Consider the following 19,417-nt stretch of genomic DNA (forward strand, 5'->3'; position numbering starts at 1 on the left):
TAGGCAAAGCTAAAAGAATTGCCACTATTTTATACAAAACTATTGTGTCATCATTATGACACCGGTGTCAAAATGCGTCAATGATCATAATTTTAATTTGCTTTGCTTTTAGTCACCCTTTGCTCGATGATATTTGATATAATTGCGAGGCTTTTATACCTGTAGTGAAATATTACTTTGTATTGGCTCATTGTTAGTATTTTATTACTGTATACGTATAAAGCATGCGGTATTATTGAATGAATACATTGAATTTTCTAACCAAATAGTTGTTACCGAGGAGGACACTAAATGCAAGTTGCATTAGTCGGGTTAGGCGTTATGGGGAAAAATCTTGCCCTAAATTTGATAGAAAAGGGGATAACGCTTGTTGCTTATGACAAAAACCCACATGCGGGTGAAGAGTTAATAAGTTGTGCTAAATCTCAAGGCATGGCTGACAAACTTCACATTGTTTCTGATTTAGGAGACATGGTAAGGCGTTTAGAAGCACCTCGTTCTATTTTATTACTTGTTCCTGCGGGTGAGTTAGTAGATACCGTTTGTAATGAACTGGTAAACGCAGGCGTAGAGTGTGATGATATTATAGTTGATTGTGGTAACAGTAATTATAAAGATGGTATTACGCGTAAACTTAAATACCAAAATAAATTTGAGTTTGCCACCATGGGTATTTCAGGTGGTGCAGAAGGTGCCCGCCATGGCCCAGCAATGATGGCAAGTGGGTCAGAAGGTGGCTGGGAACGTATTGAACCATGGTTTGAAAAAGTAGCTGCAAGTTACAATGGTAGCTCTTGTTTTGCACGTGTTGGCCAATCGGCAAGTGGACACTTTGTTAAAATGGTTCACAACGGCATTGAATATGCACTTATGCAACTCATTGCAGAAATGTATCAATTACTACGCTCAGGAACTAACCGTTCTCCAAAAGAAGTAGCTGCAATATTTGATGAGTGGTCACAAGGGCAGTTAAATAGTTACTTACTTTCTATCTCTAGCCACATATTAACCCTTGAAAATGATAAAAATGAGCCACTAGTCGACCTTATTGATAATAAAGTTGGCGCTAAAGGTACAGGTTTGTGGACTGCACAAAACGCGCTAGAGTTAGGAATTGCAGTACCATCACTTGTCGCTGCTGTTCAAGCCAGACACCTAACCAATGCCTGCGATACAACCGCTGCACAAGAAATGACGTACGCTTCAAAATCAACCAATATCGTTGATATTGATCTCGAAGAGCTTAAAGATGCATTTACACTTGCTAGTTTACTTGCGTATCGCCAAGGTTTAGCACTAATTAAAGGCGCATCTCGCACACACCAGTGGAAAGTTGATTTGTCGAAAACATTACAAACTTGGCGTGCAGGTTGTATTATTCGAGCTGACTATCTAGATAGCGTGGCGCAAGGAGTCGAATTTATAGATTCACTCGATAAAGAGGCGAATGCACTACGTAAGATAACAGGACAAGCTGTTATGTCTGGTTTGGCGTTTCCTGTATTAAGCTCTACACAAACTTACTTAGCAACGTTAACAACACCAAGTAATGGGCACCTAGTTCAAGCCCAGCGTGATTATTTTGGTGAGCATGGCATTAAAACCCATAGTGGTGAAACCTGCCATTTGACTGACCTAGTTGAGATTGACGCTAAAGTTCGTTAATTCTTTATTAGACAAAAAGGCACGCTATAAGCGTGCCTTTTTTGATTCTCCAGATGTGTAACTCTTTATCTTGTTAATTCACCACGCATATTATCTTGCATTAAGTGGCGAATAGTCTCGATTTCTAGATTCTGGCTGAATAGGCAATGAAGTTTGGTTAGGCAGGCTTCTAAAGTCATATCATACCCACTAATAACGCCAATATTTAATAAGGCGTTGCCGGTTGCGTAACCGCCCATATTGACTTGGCCTTTTAGGCATTGTGTTAAATTAACAATAATCATTCCTTTATTACTTGCTTCACTTAAAACAGATAAAAACTTATCGTCTTGAGGTGCATTACCCACGCCAAAGCTTAATAACACTAAAGCCTTAATGTTATCGTTTACAAGGCTCTTCACAACCTCGGTACTTATTCCTGGGTATAAATAAAGTACGCCAATTGGCTGTGGCGTTATTGTGGTTACTTGAAGTTCGTTTTCAACATAAGGACTTAGTTGGCCTTTAATAAGTTGAATATTAATGCCTGATAATGCAAGAGGCTCTAAATTTGGTGAAGCAAAGGCATCAAAACCATCTGCATGTGCTTTAGTAGCTCTATTACCTCTAAATAACTGGTTATTAAAAAACAGACTCACTTCTGCAATTGGGTAATTAGCAGCTAAGTACATCGCATTTAACAAATTAACCTGTCCATCAGATCGTAGTTGAGAAAGTGGAATTTGCGATCCGGTAACAATAACGGGTTTAGTTAAATTATCAAACATGAATGAAAGTGCGGATGCAGTATAGGCCATGGTGTCTGTACCATGCAGTACAACAAAGCCGTCGTATTGCTGATATTTGCTTTTTATATCATCTGCAATAAGCTGCCAGTGCGCAGGGGACATGTCAGATGAATCAATAAGTGGACAGTATTCGTGAATATCAAATAAGGGCATTTCATCACGATTAAATTCGGCATTGTTCATAACCGTTTCGGTTAAGAAACCTTCAGCGGGAATGTAACCCCGACTTGATTTTTTCATTCCTATGGTACCGCCGGTATAAGCGATATAAATGCGTTTACGTTTCATAAAAAAAGCCCAGTAAAAAAACTGGGCTTAGTATAACCTGTCGCTAGTGTAAATAAAGCAACGAGTGTGGATCACGCACCTTTATTGTGCAACTTTACACTCTAAACAACGAGCGTACACACCCTGTGGATCGTTATAATCCTTGAGGCTTTCAACTTCACTACTCAGTTGTTGAATGACGCTGTTTAAATTAGCTTGTGTTGCTAAAACAGATGGTGCTTGTGTTTGAAGACCCAACATCGATTTCACTGATGCACTTCCAAAAATGTCTTGTAGCATTTTTTCTTGCGGGCTCAAATCTTGTGTGATTGTTTTAACATCGTAGTTTTCTAACTTAGCAAGGGCGGCTGCAGCATCAATTGCATCTTGCTTATCACCTAGCTTATCAATTAATCCTAGTTCAAGTGCTTGAGAAGCAATCCAAACTCGACCTTGCGCAATTGCATCAACTTCCTCAGGCGTCATGCCTCGAGCCTGAGCTACAACATTTAAAAATCGACCGTAAGCCTCTTCAACACTCATTTGAATAACTTGAGCCATTTTTTCGTTAAGTGGGCGAGTGACAGAAAAACCTGCCATTTCGGTGGTTGCAACACCATCAGAATACACCCCAATTTTTGATAGTGTATTTTCAAATGTCATAAATGTACCAAATACGCCAATCGACCCTGTAATCGTACTTGGTGCAGCCCATATTTCGTTTGCAGCAGATGCAATCCAGTAACCGCCAGATGCCGCAACAGAGCTCATTGATGCGATAACAGGTTTACCGGCTGCTTTTAGAGCTAATACCTCTGCGCGAATAACTTCAGATGCGAACATACTACCGCCACCTGAATCAATACGAAGTACCACTGCTTTTACTTTATCATCAAGTCTTGCTTTACGGAGAAGGGCAGCGGTAGAGTCACCACCAATTTCGCCCGCTCTGCGCTCACCATCTACAATTGTTCCTCTCGCTACAACAACCGCTACTTTCTCAGTAATTGGGTTATCAAAAACGACAGGAGGCTTAACCAGGCTCAGGTATTGACGAAACGATACGTGTTTAAATGTTTTACCATCTTCTTGCGCACCCACTAAATCTATCAATTGTTGGCGTATTTGCTGAGTTGTTTTAAGCGAATCAACCCATTGATTATCGAGTGCATATTTACCAGCATCACCGTTAGCCGCTTGCATTTTTTCTAGGTAAACATCCATAGTTTCATCAAAGTTTGACTCATCGAATGGACGTACAGCAGAAACATCTTGCTTATATTCATTCCAAAGTGCACCTAACCATACACGGTTTGCTTCTTTAGCCGCATCAGACATATCGTTACGGATAAAGGGTTCAACAGCTGATTTAAATGTACCTACTCTAAAAATATGCTGTGTTACTTCTAGCTTTTCTAGTGCGTCTTTAAAATACATTGGGTACATGCCGTAACCTTCAATAGCTACGCTTCCATACGGATGCATCGCTATTTCGTCAGCATGTGCAGCAATGTAATACTGCGCTTGCGTGTAGTAGTAACCTGTAGCGATTACTTTTTTGCCAGCCTGTTTGAAGCCTTCAATAGCGTTGGTAATTTGTTTAAGTTTATTTAAATGCGCTTTAGGCATTTCTTGTAAATCAAGAAGTAGTACACTGATACGACTATCTTTTGCTGCTTCGTTTATGACTTCAACAACATCATCGAGTAAAATCTCACTTGGCTCGTCGTTACCTGATGTTGCGTCATTTAAAGCCGCCTCAATAGGATCTACATATAACTTTTCTTCAACCAATGGGCCATTTAGGTTCAACCTAAGAACAGAGCCTTCCTCTACAATAATTTTATCATCATCGCTTGATATACCTGCAATAAATACAATAACAAGTAGCACAAACAAAAAGTTGATTATTAATCGACGAGAAAAGTTTATTCCAGCCCAAATACCTTTGAAAATTTTTGCTATCAAAATAGCTCCTTAATTTGGTACAGCTAATACATTTGTTTCATCTTATCCTAGAATAAATATAAATTTAACTGCTAAATCGTAACGAAGTGTTTATAAATACGTTCAAGCTACCGAAAACAATGGATTTATTATTCTATACACGCTCGCATTAAATAGTAATTTTGAGATGAGTACGTATTTTAAGCGTGTCTTAAGTATTAATTAAATACATGCAAATATTGCTTATTCGTTATCATTAAAGCAGAATTAGTGAATCTACACAGGTTAGACCAGTTAATGGGGCATGAGATGTTAGAACAACAACTACAATTAAAACACACACAATTACGAAACAGATTAGTTATGGGCTCAATGCATACGGGCCTCGAAGAGGGATGGCATAACAGAAAACGTTTACGTGCATTTTATGAAGCCCGTGCAAAAGGCGGCACAGCCATGCTCATTACCGGTGGCTATAGCCCGAACCTGCGAGGCAAGTTAACGCCAATATCGTCTTCTTTTAACAGTTATTATGATGTTTTTAAGCATCGCGCATACACAGACGCTGTTCATAAACATGGTGGGAAAATTTGTTTACAGTTACTGCATGCGGGTCGGTATGCTTATCATCCTTTCAATCAGGCACCTAGTGCTATTCAGGCTCCAATTAATCCCTACAAGCCTAAAGAAATGTCACTGAGCTCAATTAAAAAAACGATTAAAGACTTTGCGCACTCTGCTTATATGGCTGAAAAAGCTGGGTATGATGGCGTTGAGGTAATGGGATCTGAAGGTTATTTGATTAATGAATTCATGGCGCCACACACCAACAAACGCGAAGACGAATTTGGTGGAAGCCTTGAAAACAGGATGCGCCTAGCGCTTGAAATAGTCAAAGCGGTTAGGGCTAAAGTATCTGATAAATTTTTAATTATATTTAGACTGTCGGTTATGGATCTAATCCCTGATGGGTCCACTCCTGATGAAGTGGTTATTCAAGCCACTGAGCTTGAAAAAGCCGGGGTTGATATTTTTAATACGGGTATTGGCTGGCATGAAGCGCGCGTTCCTACGATTGCTAGTATGGTTCCACCAGGAGCCTTTAAAGAAGCGTCTAAGCGCTTAAAAAGTGTTGTTAGCGTTCCAGTCATTGCAGTAAACCGTATTAATACACCTGACATTGCAAATGATATTTTAAATGCAGGTGAAGCCGACCTCATATCAATGGCTAGACCTTTATTAGCTGATCCTGAGTTTTTTAATAAATATCAAAATGATCAAACAAAACAAATTAACATTTGTATTGGCTGTAACCAAGGCTGTTTAGATCATGTATTTAAAAATAAACGTGCAACCTGCTTGGTTAATCCTCAAGCGGCTTTTGAGCTTGATTACCCGCTCGATAAAGCGACAAACTCAAAAAATGTACTTGTTGTGGGCGCAGGCCCTGCTGGCTTATCCGCAAGTTGTTATTTGGCTCAAAAAGGTCATAAGGTCACTTTGATTGACCAAAAAGCGCAAATGGGTGGCCAATTTAATTTAGCCATGCAAATACCTGGCAAAGAAGACTTTAATCATACACTGGCATACTTTATTAATGAGCTAGAACGTTTAGATGTAGCGGTTAAACTCGAAACGTCATACAACGAGTCAATGCTGACACAGTACGACGATATTGTATTTGCAACGGGTGTTCGCCCACGTGAGGCGTCAATTAAATGTGGTGATAACAAACGCGTATTTGCATACGATGAAGTAATTCGTGGCGAAGTCGAGTTAGGCAACTCTATTGCCATTTTAGGTGCTGGCGGCATTGGTTTTGATATGGTGGCATTTTTAAGTGAACATAAATCACAAACCATTGATGAGTTTAAAACGCAGTGGGGAATTGAATGTGAACCGAAGCCACACAAAGACGAGCGTCAGTTGTACATGTTAAAAAGAAGCTCTGGCCGATTTGGTAGTGAACTTGGAAAAACAACAGGTTGGATCCATCGTCAAGTAGCTAAGCAGCATGGTGTAAAGCAAATTGCGGATTGTCAGTATCAAAGCTTTGATAGCAAGGGTTTAACTATTACAGTTGGTGGTGAAACTCAGGTTTTACCGGTCGACACTGTTATTGCGTGTATTGGTCAAGTTTCAAATGATGAAGTTGTAAAGCCTCATGCTGAAAACGCTAAAGTACACGTTATTGGTGGCGCTAAACTCGCTGCTGCAATTGATGCTAAGCGCGCTATTTTTGAAGCCCTTCAAATAGCGAGAAGTATTTAACCTTTCGACAAGTTGAAATAGTTTAGTAATTCATGCGGTCTTGGTTGTTTATAGTCTATAACTAAATAAACATTAAACACAGGATACGCATGAACACACTGACCCGCTTCTATGTAGCTGCAATAGGTAAACTATCATTTTTAGATGGGTTACCTCCTTTACTTTTTAGATTAATTTTAGCCCCTGTGATGATTATTGCGGGTTATAATAAGCTCGCCATCAGCGGCGATGCTACTGGCTTTTTCAATAATTTATTAGCCTCGCCTGATATTGTGCAATGGTTTGGAAATAGTGAATGGGGCTTAGGTCTACCGTTTCCCGACTTACTTGCATTTTTAGCTGGTTGGAGCGAATTTTTGGGAGGTTGGTTTTTATTATTAGGCCTATTGACTCGCCTCGTAAGTATTCCTCTAATGTTTACTATGGTTGTTGCTGCAACATCAGTGCATTGGCACAACGGCTGGTTTGCAATTGCTCCGACTAACCCTGACACGAGTGCAGCTCAGGTACTTGATTGGTTGTCTATACCCGGCGCCAAAGAAAGTCTTGAAAACTCAGTTGAAGTACAAGAGCGAATTGGCAAAATACGATCAATAGTCGATGAGCATGGGTTTGTAGATTACCTGTACGAAAAAGGTAAACCTTCAATTTTAAATAATGGGATAGAATTTGCTGCCATTTATTTCGCAATGCTCCTGAGTTTATTTTTCACCGGAGGTGGGCGTTTTGTAAGCGTTGATTATTGGCTCAGAAGAAGTGTCTTTAAAGAGTAAATTTAACGTAAGTTTATATACGCCAGCAAAAATTATTTTTTGCTGGCGTTTTTATTTCAATATTTATCAACACAGACTTAAAATGTTACCCTAGCGTTTTAAATATCGAGAAATAATTATGGACGCTATTGAGCTTTTATTAACTCGCCAATCCGACTCAAAACTAACAGAGCCTGGCCCATCAATTGAGCAGCTTAATATTATTAAACAAGCTGCACTTCGTGTCCCCGATCATGGTTGCATAGCGCCATGGCAATTTATTGTTGTTGAAGGGCAAGCGCGTGAAAAGTTAGGGTCGATTTACCACGAGAGTGCTGTGGCAGAGCAACAAGAAGATAAAGTTATAAACCGAGCTAAAGAATTACCGCTTCGTGCTCCAATGATCATCATTGCCATTGCTAAATATCAACAACATCCTAAAGTTCCTCGTATCGAGCAAGTGCAAAGCGCAGGGTGTAGCGTACTTGCAATGCAACAAGCCGCATTTGCACAAGGGTTAGGGGGTATTTGGCGCACGGGTTATTTTGCACAAAGTAATGCGGTTAAGCTAGCGCTTAATTTAAACGAGTTAGATGAAATTGTGGGTTACTTGTATATAGGTACACCTGCCGTCGATTGTAAAAAATCTCCAAGACATAAACCGGAAACTTATTTTACGGATTTATAAATAAGTGTGAACTTTTACATACATATAGGGTCACTTATAATTGAGTGTAAATTTTAACCACTGATTATTATTGTCAGTGAGAAACTGCAAGAAGGGCATGGATGCTAAATAACTTGATAATTCTTCTGCAGATTGTTTTTTAATCGGTTGTTTTTTGATAATGTATGGAGAGTCTCAAAATAATAACGATAAAGAAGACTTAAATTATGGGAAATTTATTTTTACGTGAAAAAGAAAACTGGCTCGCTTGGTCAATTTGGGGGCTTTTAGGTGCGTTTGTTACGTTATATGTAGCAATGAGTACAAATGCTGCCCCTTTTATTGCCGGTTCAGCCGTCAGTGTATTGGTACTACTTACTTGGTGGATGCAACAATCTAAACGATTTGATTTTGGACGTGCATTTAAAGTGTGTTGTTATGTACTTATGTTGAGTATTCTGCCTACTTTTATGTTTGTCATTGTGCCAAGTGACGACTTAAACCGTTTTGATTTAATTTTTCAAGGGGTTACTTTTTTCTCATTGAGCTTGTTGGTTTGCTTAGTGTGTTCTTGGATTGCGCGTAGGCCTAAACAGTATTATTAGTAACCGCTATTTTTAAAATCTTAAAATGAATAAGTGATAGTTTTTTTACGCTACTAGATTAAATTTTATTTTTTTACATTTAAAGCTTTACAAATATCTCGATAACCCATATTATTCGCGCCGTACGGAGAGATGGCAGAGTGGTCGAATGCACCGGTCTTGAAAACCGGCATAGGTTTGTAGCCTATCTAGGGTTCAAATCCCTATCTCTCCACCATTATTTAAAAAACCGCCTTATGGCGGTTTTTTGCTATCTGGGGTTTGATAAATGACAGACAAAGCAACTATTCCTATGAGTGCACAGCTTTTAAAACACATTCTTTTATGGATCGTGTTTGGTTACTGTTACCAAAGCGGCATGAGCGTACTAATTAAAATGGCAGCCGATGCACAACCAGAACACCCATTAATTACAGCGTTTGCATATGGTGTAGGTTTTAATATTTTAGTGGCCCACTTAATTACTAAGTACGATACAAAATGGCCCCTAGTTGCCTCAGTTTTTATTGGTGTAGTTGGATTAGTCGCTGTACCAATTATTATTGGCGGCACCGATAGTTTATTAACTTTTTCATTGCTTGCCGGATTTTTATTCAGTTTGATACTTAGTTGCTTTATTGTTGGTCTGTTAAAGGTAAAACTCAATAAAAACTAGCACCAAACGTGCGTTATTTTGTGATAGCATACTCATGTCTTTTAACTAACAAAACGTGAAAAACACATTATGTCAGATAATTTTACTACAGATGCTGAAAAAGCAAGTTACGGTATTGGCTTACAAATGGGTGAGCAACTTAAGTCTAATCCTTTTGAAGGCTTAAACCTAAATTCAGTGTTTGAAGGCATGAAAGATGCGTACGCAGGTAGCGCTTTTCAAGTTGAGATCCCAGAGATCCAAGCTGCATTTGAAAAAGTTAACGAAGAGATTCAAGCTCGTCGTGAAGAAGAGTCAAAAGTACTTTCTGCTGAAGGTATTGCATTCTTAGAAGAAAACGCAAAACGTCCTGAAATCACTGTTACTGAGTCTGGTCTTCAATATGAAGTATTAGCAACAGGTGAAGGCGAAAAGCCAACTGCTGAGTCTACAGTACGTGTTGATTACCACGGTACATTAATTAACGGTACAGTATTTGATAGCTCTTACGAGCGCGGTCAACCAGCTGAATTCCCAGTAGGTGGCGTGATCAAAGGTTGGACTGAAGCTTTACAAATGATGCCAGTAGGCACTAAATGGCGTATTTACGTTCCTCATGAGCTAGCTTATGGTGAACGTGGTGCAGGTGCTGCAATTGCACCTTTCTCAACGCTTGTATTTGATGTTGAGCTACACGAAATCCTTTCTTAATAGTCGTTATTAAGTTAGTTAAAAAACCGCGCTTATTATTAGCGCGGTTTTTTTGTGCCTATAAAAATTACCTTTAATTATTGTCAGGCAATACGCATAGTCACTTTTAAAATGATTAACGCCAAACGCCAAACGCCAAACGCCAAACGCCAAACGCCAAACGCCAAACGCCAAACGCCAAACGCCAAACGCCAATTACAAAGCAAGTCATTAAAAAAAACCGCATTTAAAAATGCGGTTTCAAAAGGGAGTTATTAATTAAACACTTTAATCTCAAAGCATAGCTTTTAATGATTAAAAGTAGCCGCGAACACCCAAGCGAATATTTCTACCTGGAAGAGGGGCTTTATCTTTTATAAATGAGGTATGAACAAACCCAAGCTCATCAGTCAGGTTATCAACATTTATATAAAATTGAGCATCAACAGCACCTAACCCTAATTGGTAGTTAGCTTGAGCATCAAATAACGTATAACCATCCGTTTGGCTTTCAAACGCAGTGATATCATTTTGATCGAAGTAATGTGTGCCAGTTAACGTTAGTTGTAGGTTACCTAAATCATACTGTAACTTTGTAGTGGTCAATAAAATTTGGCCACAGCTTTAGAATCTTGGTATCTAACCTCAGATTCATTTGGCGCTAAACCGGCATTATAATGATGTGGCCTAACGTTGTTGTAATACCCGTTGATATAATCACTCACACTATATTTAGCATCTTTAAAGTTTTCGTATCCAACCTTTGGCATCCACTCCGTTTTAAAGCTTCTAAAAAATCGCTCCATTGGCGCATTATCCCAACAATTTCCGCGCCTGCTCATACTTTGTGTAATTTTATAGCGCCATAAACGTTGACGATATTTTAAACTTGTATAATGACTACCTTGGTCTGAATGAAACATCAGTCCACTTGGCTTACCTCTGCTTTCATACGCGAGTTCAAGCGCTTTTAGCGTTAAGTTAGTATCTGGCGACAACGACATTGCCCAACCAACGACTTTACGTGCAAACAAATCAACAACGACCGCTAAATAGGCCCAGCGATTGCCTGTCCAAATATACGTCACATCACCGCACCACACGGTATCTGGCTCAACAACATCAAATTGTCTATCAAGCAGATTTGGAATTTCAAGGTGCTCATTACCACCGCGTTTATATGAATGTTGAGGTACTTGGCAGCTTTCAAGCTTTAATTTAACCATTAGCTTAGCAGCACGATAACGACTCAATTCAAAATCATTGTTCGTTGCTATTGCCGCGATTGTCCGCGCCCCAGCTGAGCCGCCGCTCATTGCATGTATGGCTTTAACTTCAGCTTCTAGCCTTATTTGCTCTGGCGTCGGCGTTGTATCCCGTATAGCCCAATATTTATAGCTGCTACGATGCACATTGAATACGTTACACAGCACGCTAATTGGGTAACGCTCTCGTTGATTTAGTTTCTCAATTAACGAGAATTGTTCAGGGAGTCGGACATCAAGAGAGCGGTAGCCTTTTTTAATATATCCTTTTCTAATTTAATGCGTTGGATTTGCTTTTTAAGTTCGCGGATTTCAATTTGTTCGGGCGTCATTGGTGAAGCAGATGGTGTCTGGCCACTCCGCTCTTGCTTTAATTGAGTAACCCACTTACTGACGGTTGATTTACCCACCCCCATCGCTTTGGCTGCTTCTTCTTGAGTATAACTTTGGTCAACTACAAGCTGAGCTGTTTCTAATTTGATTGCCGCAGAATACGTTGCGCGTTTTAATTTCGTCATTTTTTCACCCAAATTTGTATGCTTATTAGCATAACATTTCTTTCTTAATGGGTGGCCAAAATCACTGTACCACTACAAAGCTGATTTATTAAAAATAGAGGAGAAGAAATAATGGACTTTTTATTTGCAGACAGTGAAGCAGAAAAAATGATCGAAGAGGCTAAAGATAAAAGGTTAAAGAAAGGTTTAACAAATGTATCTAAAGCCTGTCGAGCCTTGCTCCTCAATAATAAGAAGCTTACTTATGAAGAAATTGGTGACTATTGTGTTGAAAATTTCAAAACGCCAGGAAAAGGAGCATTTGGCAATGGTAGCGACAGCAGTAAAAAATATAAAGTTCTAATAGGCTTTTACAAATCTTTGATTAAAGTTGATCGCAAAGATGATGAGGATGAGCTTTCAGAATTGCCGATAGGAGTGAAGGCGTATATCAGCCAATTAGAACAACGAAATAATCTATTAGAGAAAGTGCAAAAAGAAATTGATGGTAAATCGCTAAGGACAGAAGTTGTATCGTTGACCGATACGATAAAATCACATGGTTTTGAATCTGATCATGCTAATACGGTTGTAGCGCAAGGGGTATTGACTACTGAACAGAAGAAATCCTTAAGAGTTTTGTTATTTGATTTACCGGAATATGCTAGCGAAGAGCTTGAAATTCAGGGGGATGATGAAATGGTTCGTTTGGTTTCTAAATCAACGGGAGTTATATTGCTAAACCCTCGTCAGTACAACAGCCTGAAGGATTTATTATAGTAGTTAGGTCCTATTGCTCTGGCCTTTTTTGAATTAATAAACCCCTTGAGACAGGCTCAATAAACTTCTATTTTAAAACCAAATTTACCTGTTTTTGTACAGAAGCCAGTTGATATTAATATTCACTGGCTGCTATTGACCCTTCATAAGTAAATAACTTGAAAGACATGAACAATGCACTACAAACTGTTTTTCATATTACTAAAAGTGAAATTTAGTGTAATAATAGGCATGACTTTGTATGTGTTATCATATGAAGTAAGGCCGTATCAAAGAGGCCAGTTCCCACATTAGCGGACGAAATGGATTTACTTTGAGTAGTTAGTTAATTCGCGTAGCGAATGTGTACCAATAAAATTTACTCGACAAAAAGAGCGTGGGCTTTTTGTTGCGTATTTTTGTATTGGTGAAAACATGTCGCTTAATAATGAAGACTTGCTTAACAATGTTAAAAGGCAAGCAAAAAGGCTTTCGAAAAAATTATCTATTCCGCTTGGGCAAGCCCAAGAAATGTTGTCCTATGTTGTTTATGGCTGTGATAGTTATGGACAGTTAATTTCATTGCTGAAGTCTGACTCCTTTGAAAATAAAAATTTGATATTAGCGGCTTTACACCCTAAAGCAGAAGACTTCCTTCTGAAATTTCTCAATACTGATATGAATAATATTTTGTCTCGTTTTAATGAAAGGGTTGAAAAAATAAAAATAAACGAAAATAGCGTTGTTGAAATTTTCGGTATTGAACCAACTGATTTTAAAAGTAAAATAAAATAAAATCCTTTTAAATTATACAGATATGTATAATTCTGTTCTATTTACAATCGTTTTACTCTCATATATATTAGCAAAAAAGGCTGAACGGACAGCCTATGCCTACACATATTTAGCTGATATTTAAATATGAACGATGAAGCAGAGCATCCGTAAAAATTTGGTTTTCATAATTAACAAACTGGCGTTAGTAGGCTGTTGTTTGTTTTAATTTATGGATAACTAAATGATCACATCAGACACATTAACCTTAAAGTTAAAACTCCAAGCTAAACTTCTTGCAAAATCTCTAAATTTACCTGAATCATTTGGTTATGATTTATTAGCAACAAGTGTCTACCAACATATAGACTTTGAAGATTTATGCGACTCAATAGCTGAATTTAATTATGCATCAAGTTTTGGGGCTTTATCTGAATTTCAAAAGCTAAAATATCTATTGATATGTGAAGTGGAAGATAAAGAATTAATTGAAGATCTTCATTTAGAAATAGAACAAATGGCGATTCGACTAGAATCGAAGGCAGTAATAAATATTTCTAATATTGATTTGATTTCAAATTTATATAAATTATTTGGTCTCGAAAATGAGTCAAAATTTATAATAGATACCGAACATCTCGAATTAAAGTGGCAACCAATTTTCGAATCATTGCAAGATCATCAAGCTGTTTTAAGCACTGATCTGTTAATCAATGAAATACCATTCCGTTTTCTAGCAACAAAAGTTTCATTTGATGAGTTCTCTGTTGATAACGTAAAGCATTCACTTCATACGAATCTTACACAATCAGATGACTCAACTGCTAAAACAAACGAAGAAAGAATAAAAATAGATGAACATATAAAATGGGTAGGTGATAGCTGTGACTGCTTATCAAATTTTGAATCAGATACTCCTGACCGCAATCCTTCTTATTTTAAAATAAATAATCAAAATTATCTGGTATATGGTTTCCCATTATCACCGCATTTGTCAATCACTGACATTGGACACGCCTCCAATATTAATATTCGGATAAAAGATACTGAAGAAAAGCAGGTGTTTATTTTAAATTTAGGAAATGAAAGATTAACTCTTGAGTGCATTTTTCTGAACAAAATCGAGGACGGTGAAAAGTGCTATTCATCGAAAAACCAATGGATTAATGATTCACTTTTATCTCGTAAAGATGCATGTAAATTTCGAATTGTTTTCAATAACTCCTATTACTTAATGATCTTGCGACCTTTTGCTCACGTGGATTGGCTGGTGAATGCGTTATGATAAAAACATTCTTAAAAGAAGCAACAGTATTGAGTGTTTTTGATTTCCATAATGATGAGAAAATTTTTCTTGGGGAAATGTTATTCGGTATTGTTCATTCAGATCAAACGTATCTATTTGAGAAAGGGCAAAGGGTAATAACATCACTAATTCAATCACAAAATAATTTTGAATTTATTACAAAAAGTGAGAATTATTATGTCACTGATGATAAACCCGAAAGTTTTGAGTTGAGATTATCTGAATTTGTAGTCATGAGACATTTGTTGCTTTCACCTGCTGAAGTAATTGAAGCAAGAGAGAAATTAGAGCGTGAAGATGCAAAAAAATTACATTGAGAATTGGTCAAATGAACAATAAGCATAGAGCAATAATAACCTCAGTCGATCATCTCAATGAAAATTTTGAAGTCAAAGTAAATAGGTGCCCAACTGCATTTGAAGATGATTCAGATAGCAGTGTATTATTTTCACTGCCAAAAGATAAATTCAGTGACTATTTTGAAGTCGGTGATTTGATTGAATTCAAAAGCCTGGGTAGTTCCAGCCTAGAAATTGCCAACTTAAGCTGTAAGGTGCTTAGGCCAGCTAAGCTTAAACGCGAGCTAAACTCAATATTGAGGCGGTTAGATGATGATCATCATCCGTTAAAACGATGCATTTTATTAAGCGAGCATAGCCTTGTTTTATTGTCTATAAACAAGAACCCTGAAGAGTTAACGCTATTAAAGAGCCAACAAAAAATTTAGAGTAATCATGAAAAATTTTGAAGATGAAGTTGTTAAAGTGATCTCTAAACTTACTTGTGATGGTTGTGGCGAACAAGCAACTCAAGATGACTACGAATTTCATGAGTTTATAAGTATTGATCATAAATGTGGCTATGGAAGTATTCACGGTGATGGCAATCAAATCAGTATTGATCTCTGCCAGAAGTGCTTTGCTGATATGTGCGGTGATAGTTTAACTGTTATTGAGCCTAATGAAGAAAAGCATGATAGTTGTTCACGAATTGATGTAAAAGATATTTTGTCAGCAAACAAAATAAGTAATCAGGAAGAGTTAACGTCTGCGTTAAAGCGGCTTGATAAACTGTGGGATGCTCAACACCTTTCAGAATCTGGAGGTGAGTTTCATCAACTAGTTGACTTGATTACTGCTTTTGAAGGGAAAAGCTGGGATTCATATTTTGGAACAGTTTATGCTGCATCAGATGATTTTATGTCGGAGCGTGCAATTACTGTTGGTAAATCTTAACAAAGTGGTGTTAACAGTAGTAGGTATTAACGATTTATATTCTGCTTGCATAGCCTTAAAAAGATTAACTATCTAGTGACTTAATGATCCCACATGCTTCAATAGTATTGTTTGAGCCACAAGCACTTGCCATCTGTTGTAACTCTGCTTTAAGCGCTCTTAATTCTTTCATACGCTTATTCACTAATGCGAGTTGCTGATCAATTAATGCATTAACGCTAGAGCAGCTTTCTTCTGGCTTATTTTTTAACTCTAATAGGCGTTTAGTATCATTGAGTGATATATCAAGGCTTCGGCAGTGCTTTACGAATTCCAGCTCTTTAAGTGCCTTATCAGAATACAATCTGAAATTACCTTCAGAGCGCTCAGGATCTGAAAGCAATCCTTCCCTCTCATAATATCGAATGGTCTGTACCGAACAGCCAGAGGATTTCGATAACTCACCTATTTTCATAATATTTCCCAATAAACTTGACTATATAGTTACTATAGGTTTTATAGTTAAAGCATACAAGTTAATCGGAGATAAAAAATGAGCGGTTGTGGATGTGAAGTTGAACTAAAAGATAACCAGCAAAAAACGGTGCTTTATTGGCTTTTAGCTATCAATGCCACGATGTTTGTTTTTGAAATAGGCTTTGGTTGGTTGTCAGAATCAACGGCATTAATTGCAGATTCGTTAGATATGCTAGCGGATGCAATAGTCTATGCAATTGCGCTATACGCGGTGGGAAAGTCAATCCAACATAAGGCTAATGCTGCCTTAGTGAGTGGGTATTTCCAACTGGGATTAGGTATGTTAATCCTGTTGGATATTACTAGAAGGCTATATGGTGAAAGTGAGCCTCAATCTTGGTTTATGATTGGCGTAGGCATGGTTGCGTTAGTCGCAAATGTGATTTGTCTTATCCTTATTCGTAAGCACAGCAATGGTGAGGTGCATATGAGGGCCAGTTGGATATTTTCAGCTAATGATGTGATTGCAAATCTTGGTGTCGTTACCGCTGGAGTACTAGTGATGATGCTTGAACAACGTTGGCCTGACATCGTTATTGGTAGCATCATTTCGATTTTGATTCTTCGAGGTGCTTACCGAATATTAAGTGATGCTAAACAAGAGTTAGCCGCTGCTGAAAAACCATGCGATACACCAAGTGAAGATAAACAATCGACCTCTTGTTGCTCCAAGTAAGGGAAATGCTATGAATAAGAAATATATAGAAAATACTAAGATAGTTAATTTTGAACACTCTGCAATTCAATCATTAATTACTGAGCGTAAATGGCAAGAACTTGATGACTTCAACAAAATTGGTGCAGCCTACCAATTCGTTAAAGATGAAATGATATTTGGCTACAATGAAAGCGATGATATTTCAGCAAGCAGTGTTTTAGCTGATGGTTACGGCCAATGTAATACCAAAGGCAACTTGCTGATGGCCTTGTTGAGAGGGTTAGGCATTCAATGTCGATTTCACGGTTTCACCATCGATCAGCAATTGCAAAAAGGTGCCATACCCAGCTATGTATTTTGGCTAGCACCTAAATATATTATCCATAGCTGGGTTGAAGTTTATTTCGATGGGCGTTGGATTAACTTAGAGGGCTTTATATTAGATAGCCAATACTTAACCTCACTACAGCAGAAGTTTAACCAAGAAAAAGATGATTTTTGTGGTTATGGAGTCGCAACAAAGTGCTTCTCTTCACCTGATACGGATTGGCGAGGAACAGATACCTATATTCAAAAAGAAGGAATTCATGATGACTTTGGGCTTTATGATTCCCCTGATGAATTCTATAGAGAAAAAGGCACAAATTTATCTGGAGTAAAACGATGGTTATATCAACATGTGATCCGTCATTTGATAAATATGAATGTATCAAAGCTAAGAAAACAAAAAGTACTAGAGGTGCAAAATGCACAATCATAGCCACAGTCACCATCATGGAAAAGACGACCGCATTGGATGGGCGTTTTTTCTGAATGTTACATTCACGATCATCGAATTTATTGGTGGGTGGCTTACCAACAGTACAGCTATTATGGCTGATGCAGTGCATGACTTAGGGGATAGTCTATCTATAGGCTTTGCTTGGATATTAAGTCGTTTTTCAGAGAAAGAAGCGTCAGATAAGTTTAGTTATGGCTATCGTAGACTTACACTCTTTGGCGCACTGGTAAATGGTATTGTTTTGGTTATTGGCTCAATTTGGGTTTTATTTGAAGCCATACCAAGGCTGTCCAATCCAGAAATGCCAGTGGTCGAGGGGATGTTAGGGCTGGCCATACTCGGTGTTGCAGTAAATGGTTATGCGGTTTTCAAATTAAAAGCGGGTGAAACACTTAATGAAAAAGTGCTGACATGGCACCTTCTTGAAGATGTTCTTGGCTGGGTTGCTGTACTTATTGTCTCAATAGTTTTGATGTTCATAGAGTTACCAATATTAGATCCACTTTTGTCGATTGGTTTTACGTTATTCATCTTGTTTAATGTCTTTAGAAACCTGAAATCAACACTCGTCTTGTTTCTACAAGCCGCACCCGATAAAGATACTCAAGATCGTATTAAACAAGCACTAATTGAATTTCCCGAAGTTAACGGTATCCACCATATGCACTTTTGGTCACTGGATGGTGAAAGTCATGTTTTAACAGCGCATCTTGAGCTAAAAGATGACTTTGAAGTTGAGGACTTAATTAGGCTTAAACATGACGTTGCAGCTAAATTATCTTCCTATCATTTATCGCATACGACGATAGAGTTTGAGTTTCCTCAAGAAACTTGTCGTGATGAGAATGAAAATTAGGTAAATGGCTGGTCGATAAAGCTTTGCTCTGTTATATTGATTACTCAAGTTTTTATAGGTGTATATTTTGAATCTAAATGTTGTACTAAAAATGCTCTTGGTTATTTCGATTGTTTTACAATCGTTAACTGCTGTAGCATCCTCAACATCTGAGAATCACCAAATAGATATAGAGCACCTTCAAACTCAACATGATCATGCCGATGACCGAAATGTCTCAAATGATAATGTAGGTGATGAGCAGCATAATGAAAAAGATTGTCATCACTGCGGTCATTGCAGTGGCAGCCACTTATCTTGGATTTTAGTCAGTAATTCAAATACCACGGGCAAACTAAACATTATCAATAAAACGCCTTATCAAATTGATCAAACAAGTACCTTTCTTGAAGCGATACTTCGTCCGCCTATTTCTTAATTAGATTAATTTTTAATGACCTATTTATCCTTTAATAATGGATAAAGGTTTCGTGTTTATTAATTT

General features: G+C 37.9%; 22 protein-coding genes, 1 tRNA gene and 1 pseudogene. 19 read left to right on the forward strand and 5 right to left on the reverse strand.

The window, feature by feature from the left end:
* Positions 1–291: 291 nt before the first annotated feature.
* Positions 292–1,665 carry an NADP-dependent phosphogluconate dehydrogenase gene (gene gndA / locus PS1M3_RS07350; protein ID WP_039036907.1) on the forward strand — a complete coding sequence of 458 codons (1,374 nt, stop codon included), beginning with the start codon at positions 292–294 and terminating at the stop codon, positions 1,663–1,665.
* 65 nt (positions 1,666–1,730) lie between these two features.
* On the opposite strand, the gene ansA is transcribed toward gndA, so the two are convergent.
* Complete coding sequence (ansA, locus tag PS1M3_RS07355; protein ID WP_006794462.1) at positions 1,731–2,741, reverse strand: asparaginase; 1,011 nt, start codon at positions 2,739–2,741, stop codon at positions 1,731–1,733.
* A gap of 81 nt (positions 2,742–2,822) precedes the next feature.
* Positions 2,823–4,688 (reverse strand): signal peptide peptidase SppA, encoded by a 1,866-nt coding sequence (gene sppA / locus PS1M3_RS07360; RefSeq protein WP_203987055.1) that lies wholly within the window; start codon positions 4,686–4,688, stop codon positions 2,823–2,825.
* Between the two features lie 288 nt (positions 4,689–4,976).
* Here sppA and PS1M3_RS07365 point away from each other — a divergent pair, with 288 nt between their 5' ends.
* From PS1M3_RS07365 to PS1M3_RS07400, 8 genes are all read left to right on the forward strand, one after another.
* Entirely contained in the window at positions 4,977–6,938 is a 1,962-nt protein-coding gene (locus PS1M3_RS07365) for an FAD-dependent oxidoreductase (RefSeq protein ID WP_203987058.1), read from the forward strand.
* Between the two features lie 89 nt (positions 6,939–7,027).
* Positions 7,028–7,711: a DoxX family protein gene (locus tag PS1M3_RS07370; protein WP_203987060.1), complete on the forward strand. Its 684-nt coding sequence runs from the start codon at positions 7,028–7,030 to the stop codon at positions 7,709–7,711.
* Positions 7,712–7,829: 118 nt separating this feature from the next.
* Positions 7,830–8,378 (forward strand): NAD(P)H nitroreductase, encoded by a 549-nt coding sequence (locus PS1M3_RS07375; RefSeq protein ID WP_006794458.1) that lies wholly within the window; start codon positions 7,830–7,832, stop codon positions 8,376–8,378.
* A 206-nt stretch (positions 8,379–8,584) separates the two neighbouring features.
* A complete protein-coding gene (locus PS1M3_RS07380) occupies positions 8,585–8,962 on the forward strand; it encodes a hypothetical protein (RefSeq protein ID WP_006794457.1) in 378 nt (125 codons plus the stop codon).
* Between the two features lie 126 nt (positions 8,963–9,088).
* Positions 9,089–9,179 (forward strand) — tRNA-Ser (locus PS1M3_RS07385).
* 51 nt (positions 9,180–9,230) lie between these two features.
* Positions 9,231–9,617 carry a hypothetical protein gene (locus PS1M3_RS07390; RefSeq protein WP_008132468.1) on the forward strand — a complete coding sequence of 129 codons (387 nt, stop codon included), beginning with the start codon at positions 9,231–9,233 and terminating at the stop codon, positions 9,615–9,617.
* Positions 9,618–9,686: 69 nt separating this feature from the next.
* On the forward strand, positions 9,687–10,307 hold the full coding sequence (locus tag PS1M3_RS07395) for an FKBP-type peptidyl-prolyl cis-trans isomerase (RefSeq protein WP_006794455.1): 621 nt from the start codon (positions 9,687–9,689) through the stop codon (positions 10,305–10,307).
* A 54-nt stretch (positions 10,308–10,361) separates the two neighbouring features.
* Positions 10,362–10,565 carry a hypothetical protein gene (locus PS1M3_RS07400; RefSeq protein WP_203987062.1) on the forward strand — a complete coding sequence of 68 codons (204 nt, stop codon included), beginning with the start codon at positions 10,362–10,364 and terminating at the stop codon, positions 10,563–10,565.
* A 36-nt stretch (positions 10,566–10,601) separates the two neighbouring features.
* On the opposite strand, the pseudogene PS1M3_RS07405 reads toward PS1M3_RS07400, so the two are convergent.
* Positions 10,602–10,883 (reverse strand): annotated as a pseudogene (locus PS1M3_RS07405) (TonB-dependent receptor); the annotation flags it as partial.
* A gap of 5 nt (positions 10,884–10,888) precedes the next feature.
* A protein-coding gene (locus tag PS1M3_RS07410; RefSeq protein WP_086007400.1) for an IS3 family transposase occupies positions 10,889–12,069 on the reverse strand; the annotation gives its coding sequence in 2 pieces (ribosomal slippage) (positions 10,889–11,811 and positions 11,811–12,069; 1,182 coding nt in all).
* A 111-nt stretch (positions 12,070–12,180) separates the two neighbouring features.
* Here PS1M3_RS07410 and PS1M3_RS07415 point away from each other — a divergent pair.
* The 6 genes from PS1M3_RS07415 to PS1M3_RS07440 all read left to right on the forward strand — a co-directional run bounded on the left by PS1M3_RS07415 (position 12,181) and on the right by PS1M3_RS07440 (position 16,122).
* Entirely contained in the window at positions 12,181–12,828 is a 648-nt protein-coding gene (locus PS1M3_RS07415; RefSeq protein WP_203987064.1) for a hypothetical protein, read from the forward strand.
* Positions 12,829–13,242: 414 nt separating this feature from the next.
* Positions 13,243–13,602: a hypothetical protein gene (locus tag PS1M3_RS07420; protein ID WP_203987067.1), complete on the forward strand. Its 360-nt coding sequence runs from the start codon at positions 13,243–13,245 to the stop codon at positions 13,600–13,602.
* A 223-nt stretch (positions 13,603–13,825) separates the two neighbouring features.
* Positions 13,826–14,866, forward strand: a complete 1,041-nt coding sequence (locus PS1M3_RS07425; protein WP_203987069.1) for a hypothetical protein — start codon at positions 13,826–13,828, stop codon at positions 14,864–14,866.
* Positions 14,863–15,204 carry a hypothetical protein gene (locus PS1M3_RS07430; RefSeq protein WP_138741174.1) on the forward strand — a complete coding sequence of 114 codons (342 nt, stop codon included), beginning with the start codon at positions 14,863–14,865 and terminating at the stop codon, positions 15,202–15,204. The genes PS1M3_RS07425 and PS1M3_RS07430 overlap by 4 nt, the downstream gene beginning before the upstream one ends.
* An 11-nt stretch (positions 15,205–15,215) precedes the next feature.
* Positions 15,216–15,614: a hypothetical protein gene (locus PS1M3_RS07435; protein WP_008131203.1), complete on the forward strand. Its 399-nt coding sequence runs from the start codon at positions 15,216–15,218 to the stop codon at positions 15,612–15,614.
* A 7-nt stretch (positions 15,615–15,621) separates the two neighbouring features.
* Positions 15,622–16,122: a hypothetical protein gene (locus PS1M3_RS07440; protein ID WP_008131204.1), complete on the forward strand. Its 501-nt coding sequence runs from the start codon at positions 15,622–15,624 to the stop codon at positions 16,120–16,122.
* Positions 16,123–16,186: 64 nt separating this feature from the next.
* Here the strand turns inward: PS1M3_RS07440 and cadR are convergent, their stop codons facing one another.
* Positions 16,187–16,576 (reverse strand): Cd(II)/Pb(II)-responsive transcriptional regulator, encoded by a 390-nt coding sequence (gene cadR, locus PS1M3_RS07445; RefSeq protein WP_203987073.1) that lies wholly within the window; start codon positions 16,574–16,576, stop codon positions 16,187–16,189.
* 78 nt (positions 16,577–16,654) lie between these two features.
* On the opposite strand from cadR, the gene PS1M3_RS07450 reads away from it, so the two are divergent.
* Genes PS1M3_RS07450 through PS1M3_RS07465 form a run of 4 tightly spaced genes read left to right on the forward strand, consistent with a single transcriptional unit; the run spans position 16,655 to position 19,351 of the window.
* Positions 16,655–17,314: a cation transporter gene (locus PS1M3_RS07450; protein ID WP_203987076.1), complete on the forward strand. Its 660-nt coding sequence runs from the start codon at positions 16,655–16,657 to the stop codon at positions 17,312–17,314.
* A 10-nt stretch (positions 17,315–17,324) separates the two neighbouring features.
* Entirely contained in the window at positions 17,325–18,056 is a 732-nt protein-coding gene (locus PS1M3_RS07455) for a transglutaminase family protein (RefSeq protein WP_203987078.1), read from the forward strand.
* Positions 18,043–18,933 (forward strand): cation diffusion facilitator family transporter, encoded by an 891-nt coding sequence (locus PS1M3_RS07460; RefSeq protein ID WP_203987080.1) that lies wholly within the window; start codon positions 18,043–18,045, stop codon positions 18,931–18,933. Before PS1M3_RS07455 ends, PS1M3_RS07460 begins: the two co-directional genes overlap by 14 nt.
* A gap of 58 nt (positions 18,934–18,991) precedes the next feature.
* Entirely contained in the window at positions 18,992–19,351 is a 360-nt protein-coding gene (locus PS1M3_RS07465; RefSeq protein ID WP_239104484.1) for a hypothetical protein, read from the forward strand.
* The last annotated feature ends 66 nt before the right edge of the window (positions 19,352–19,417 follow it).

It is taken from the genome of Pseudoalteromonas sp. PS1M3 (genome assembly GCF_016865405.1).
GTDB classification, from domain to species: Bacteria; Pseudomonadota; Gammaproteobacteria; order Enterobacterales; family Alteromonadaceae; genus Pseudoalteromonas; species Pseudoalteromonas marina.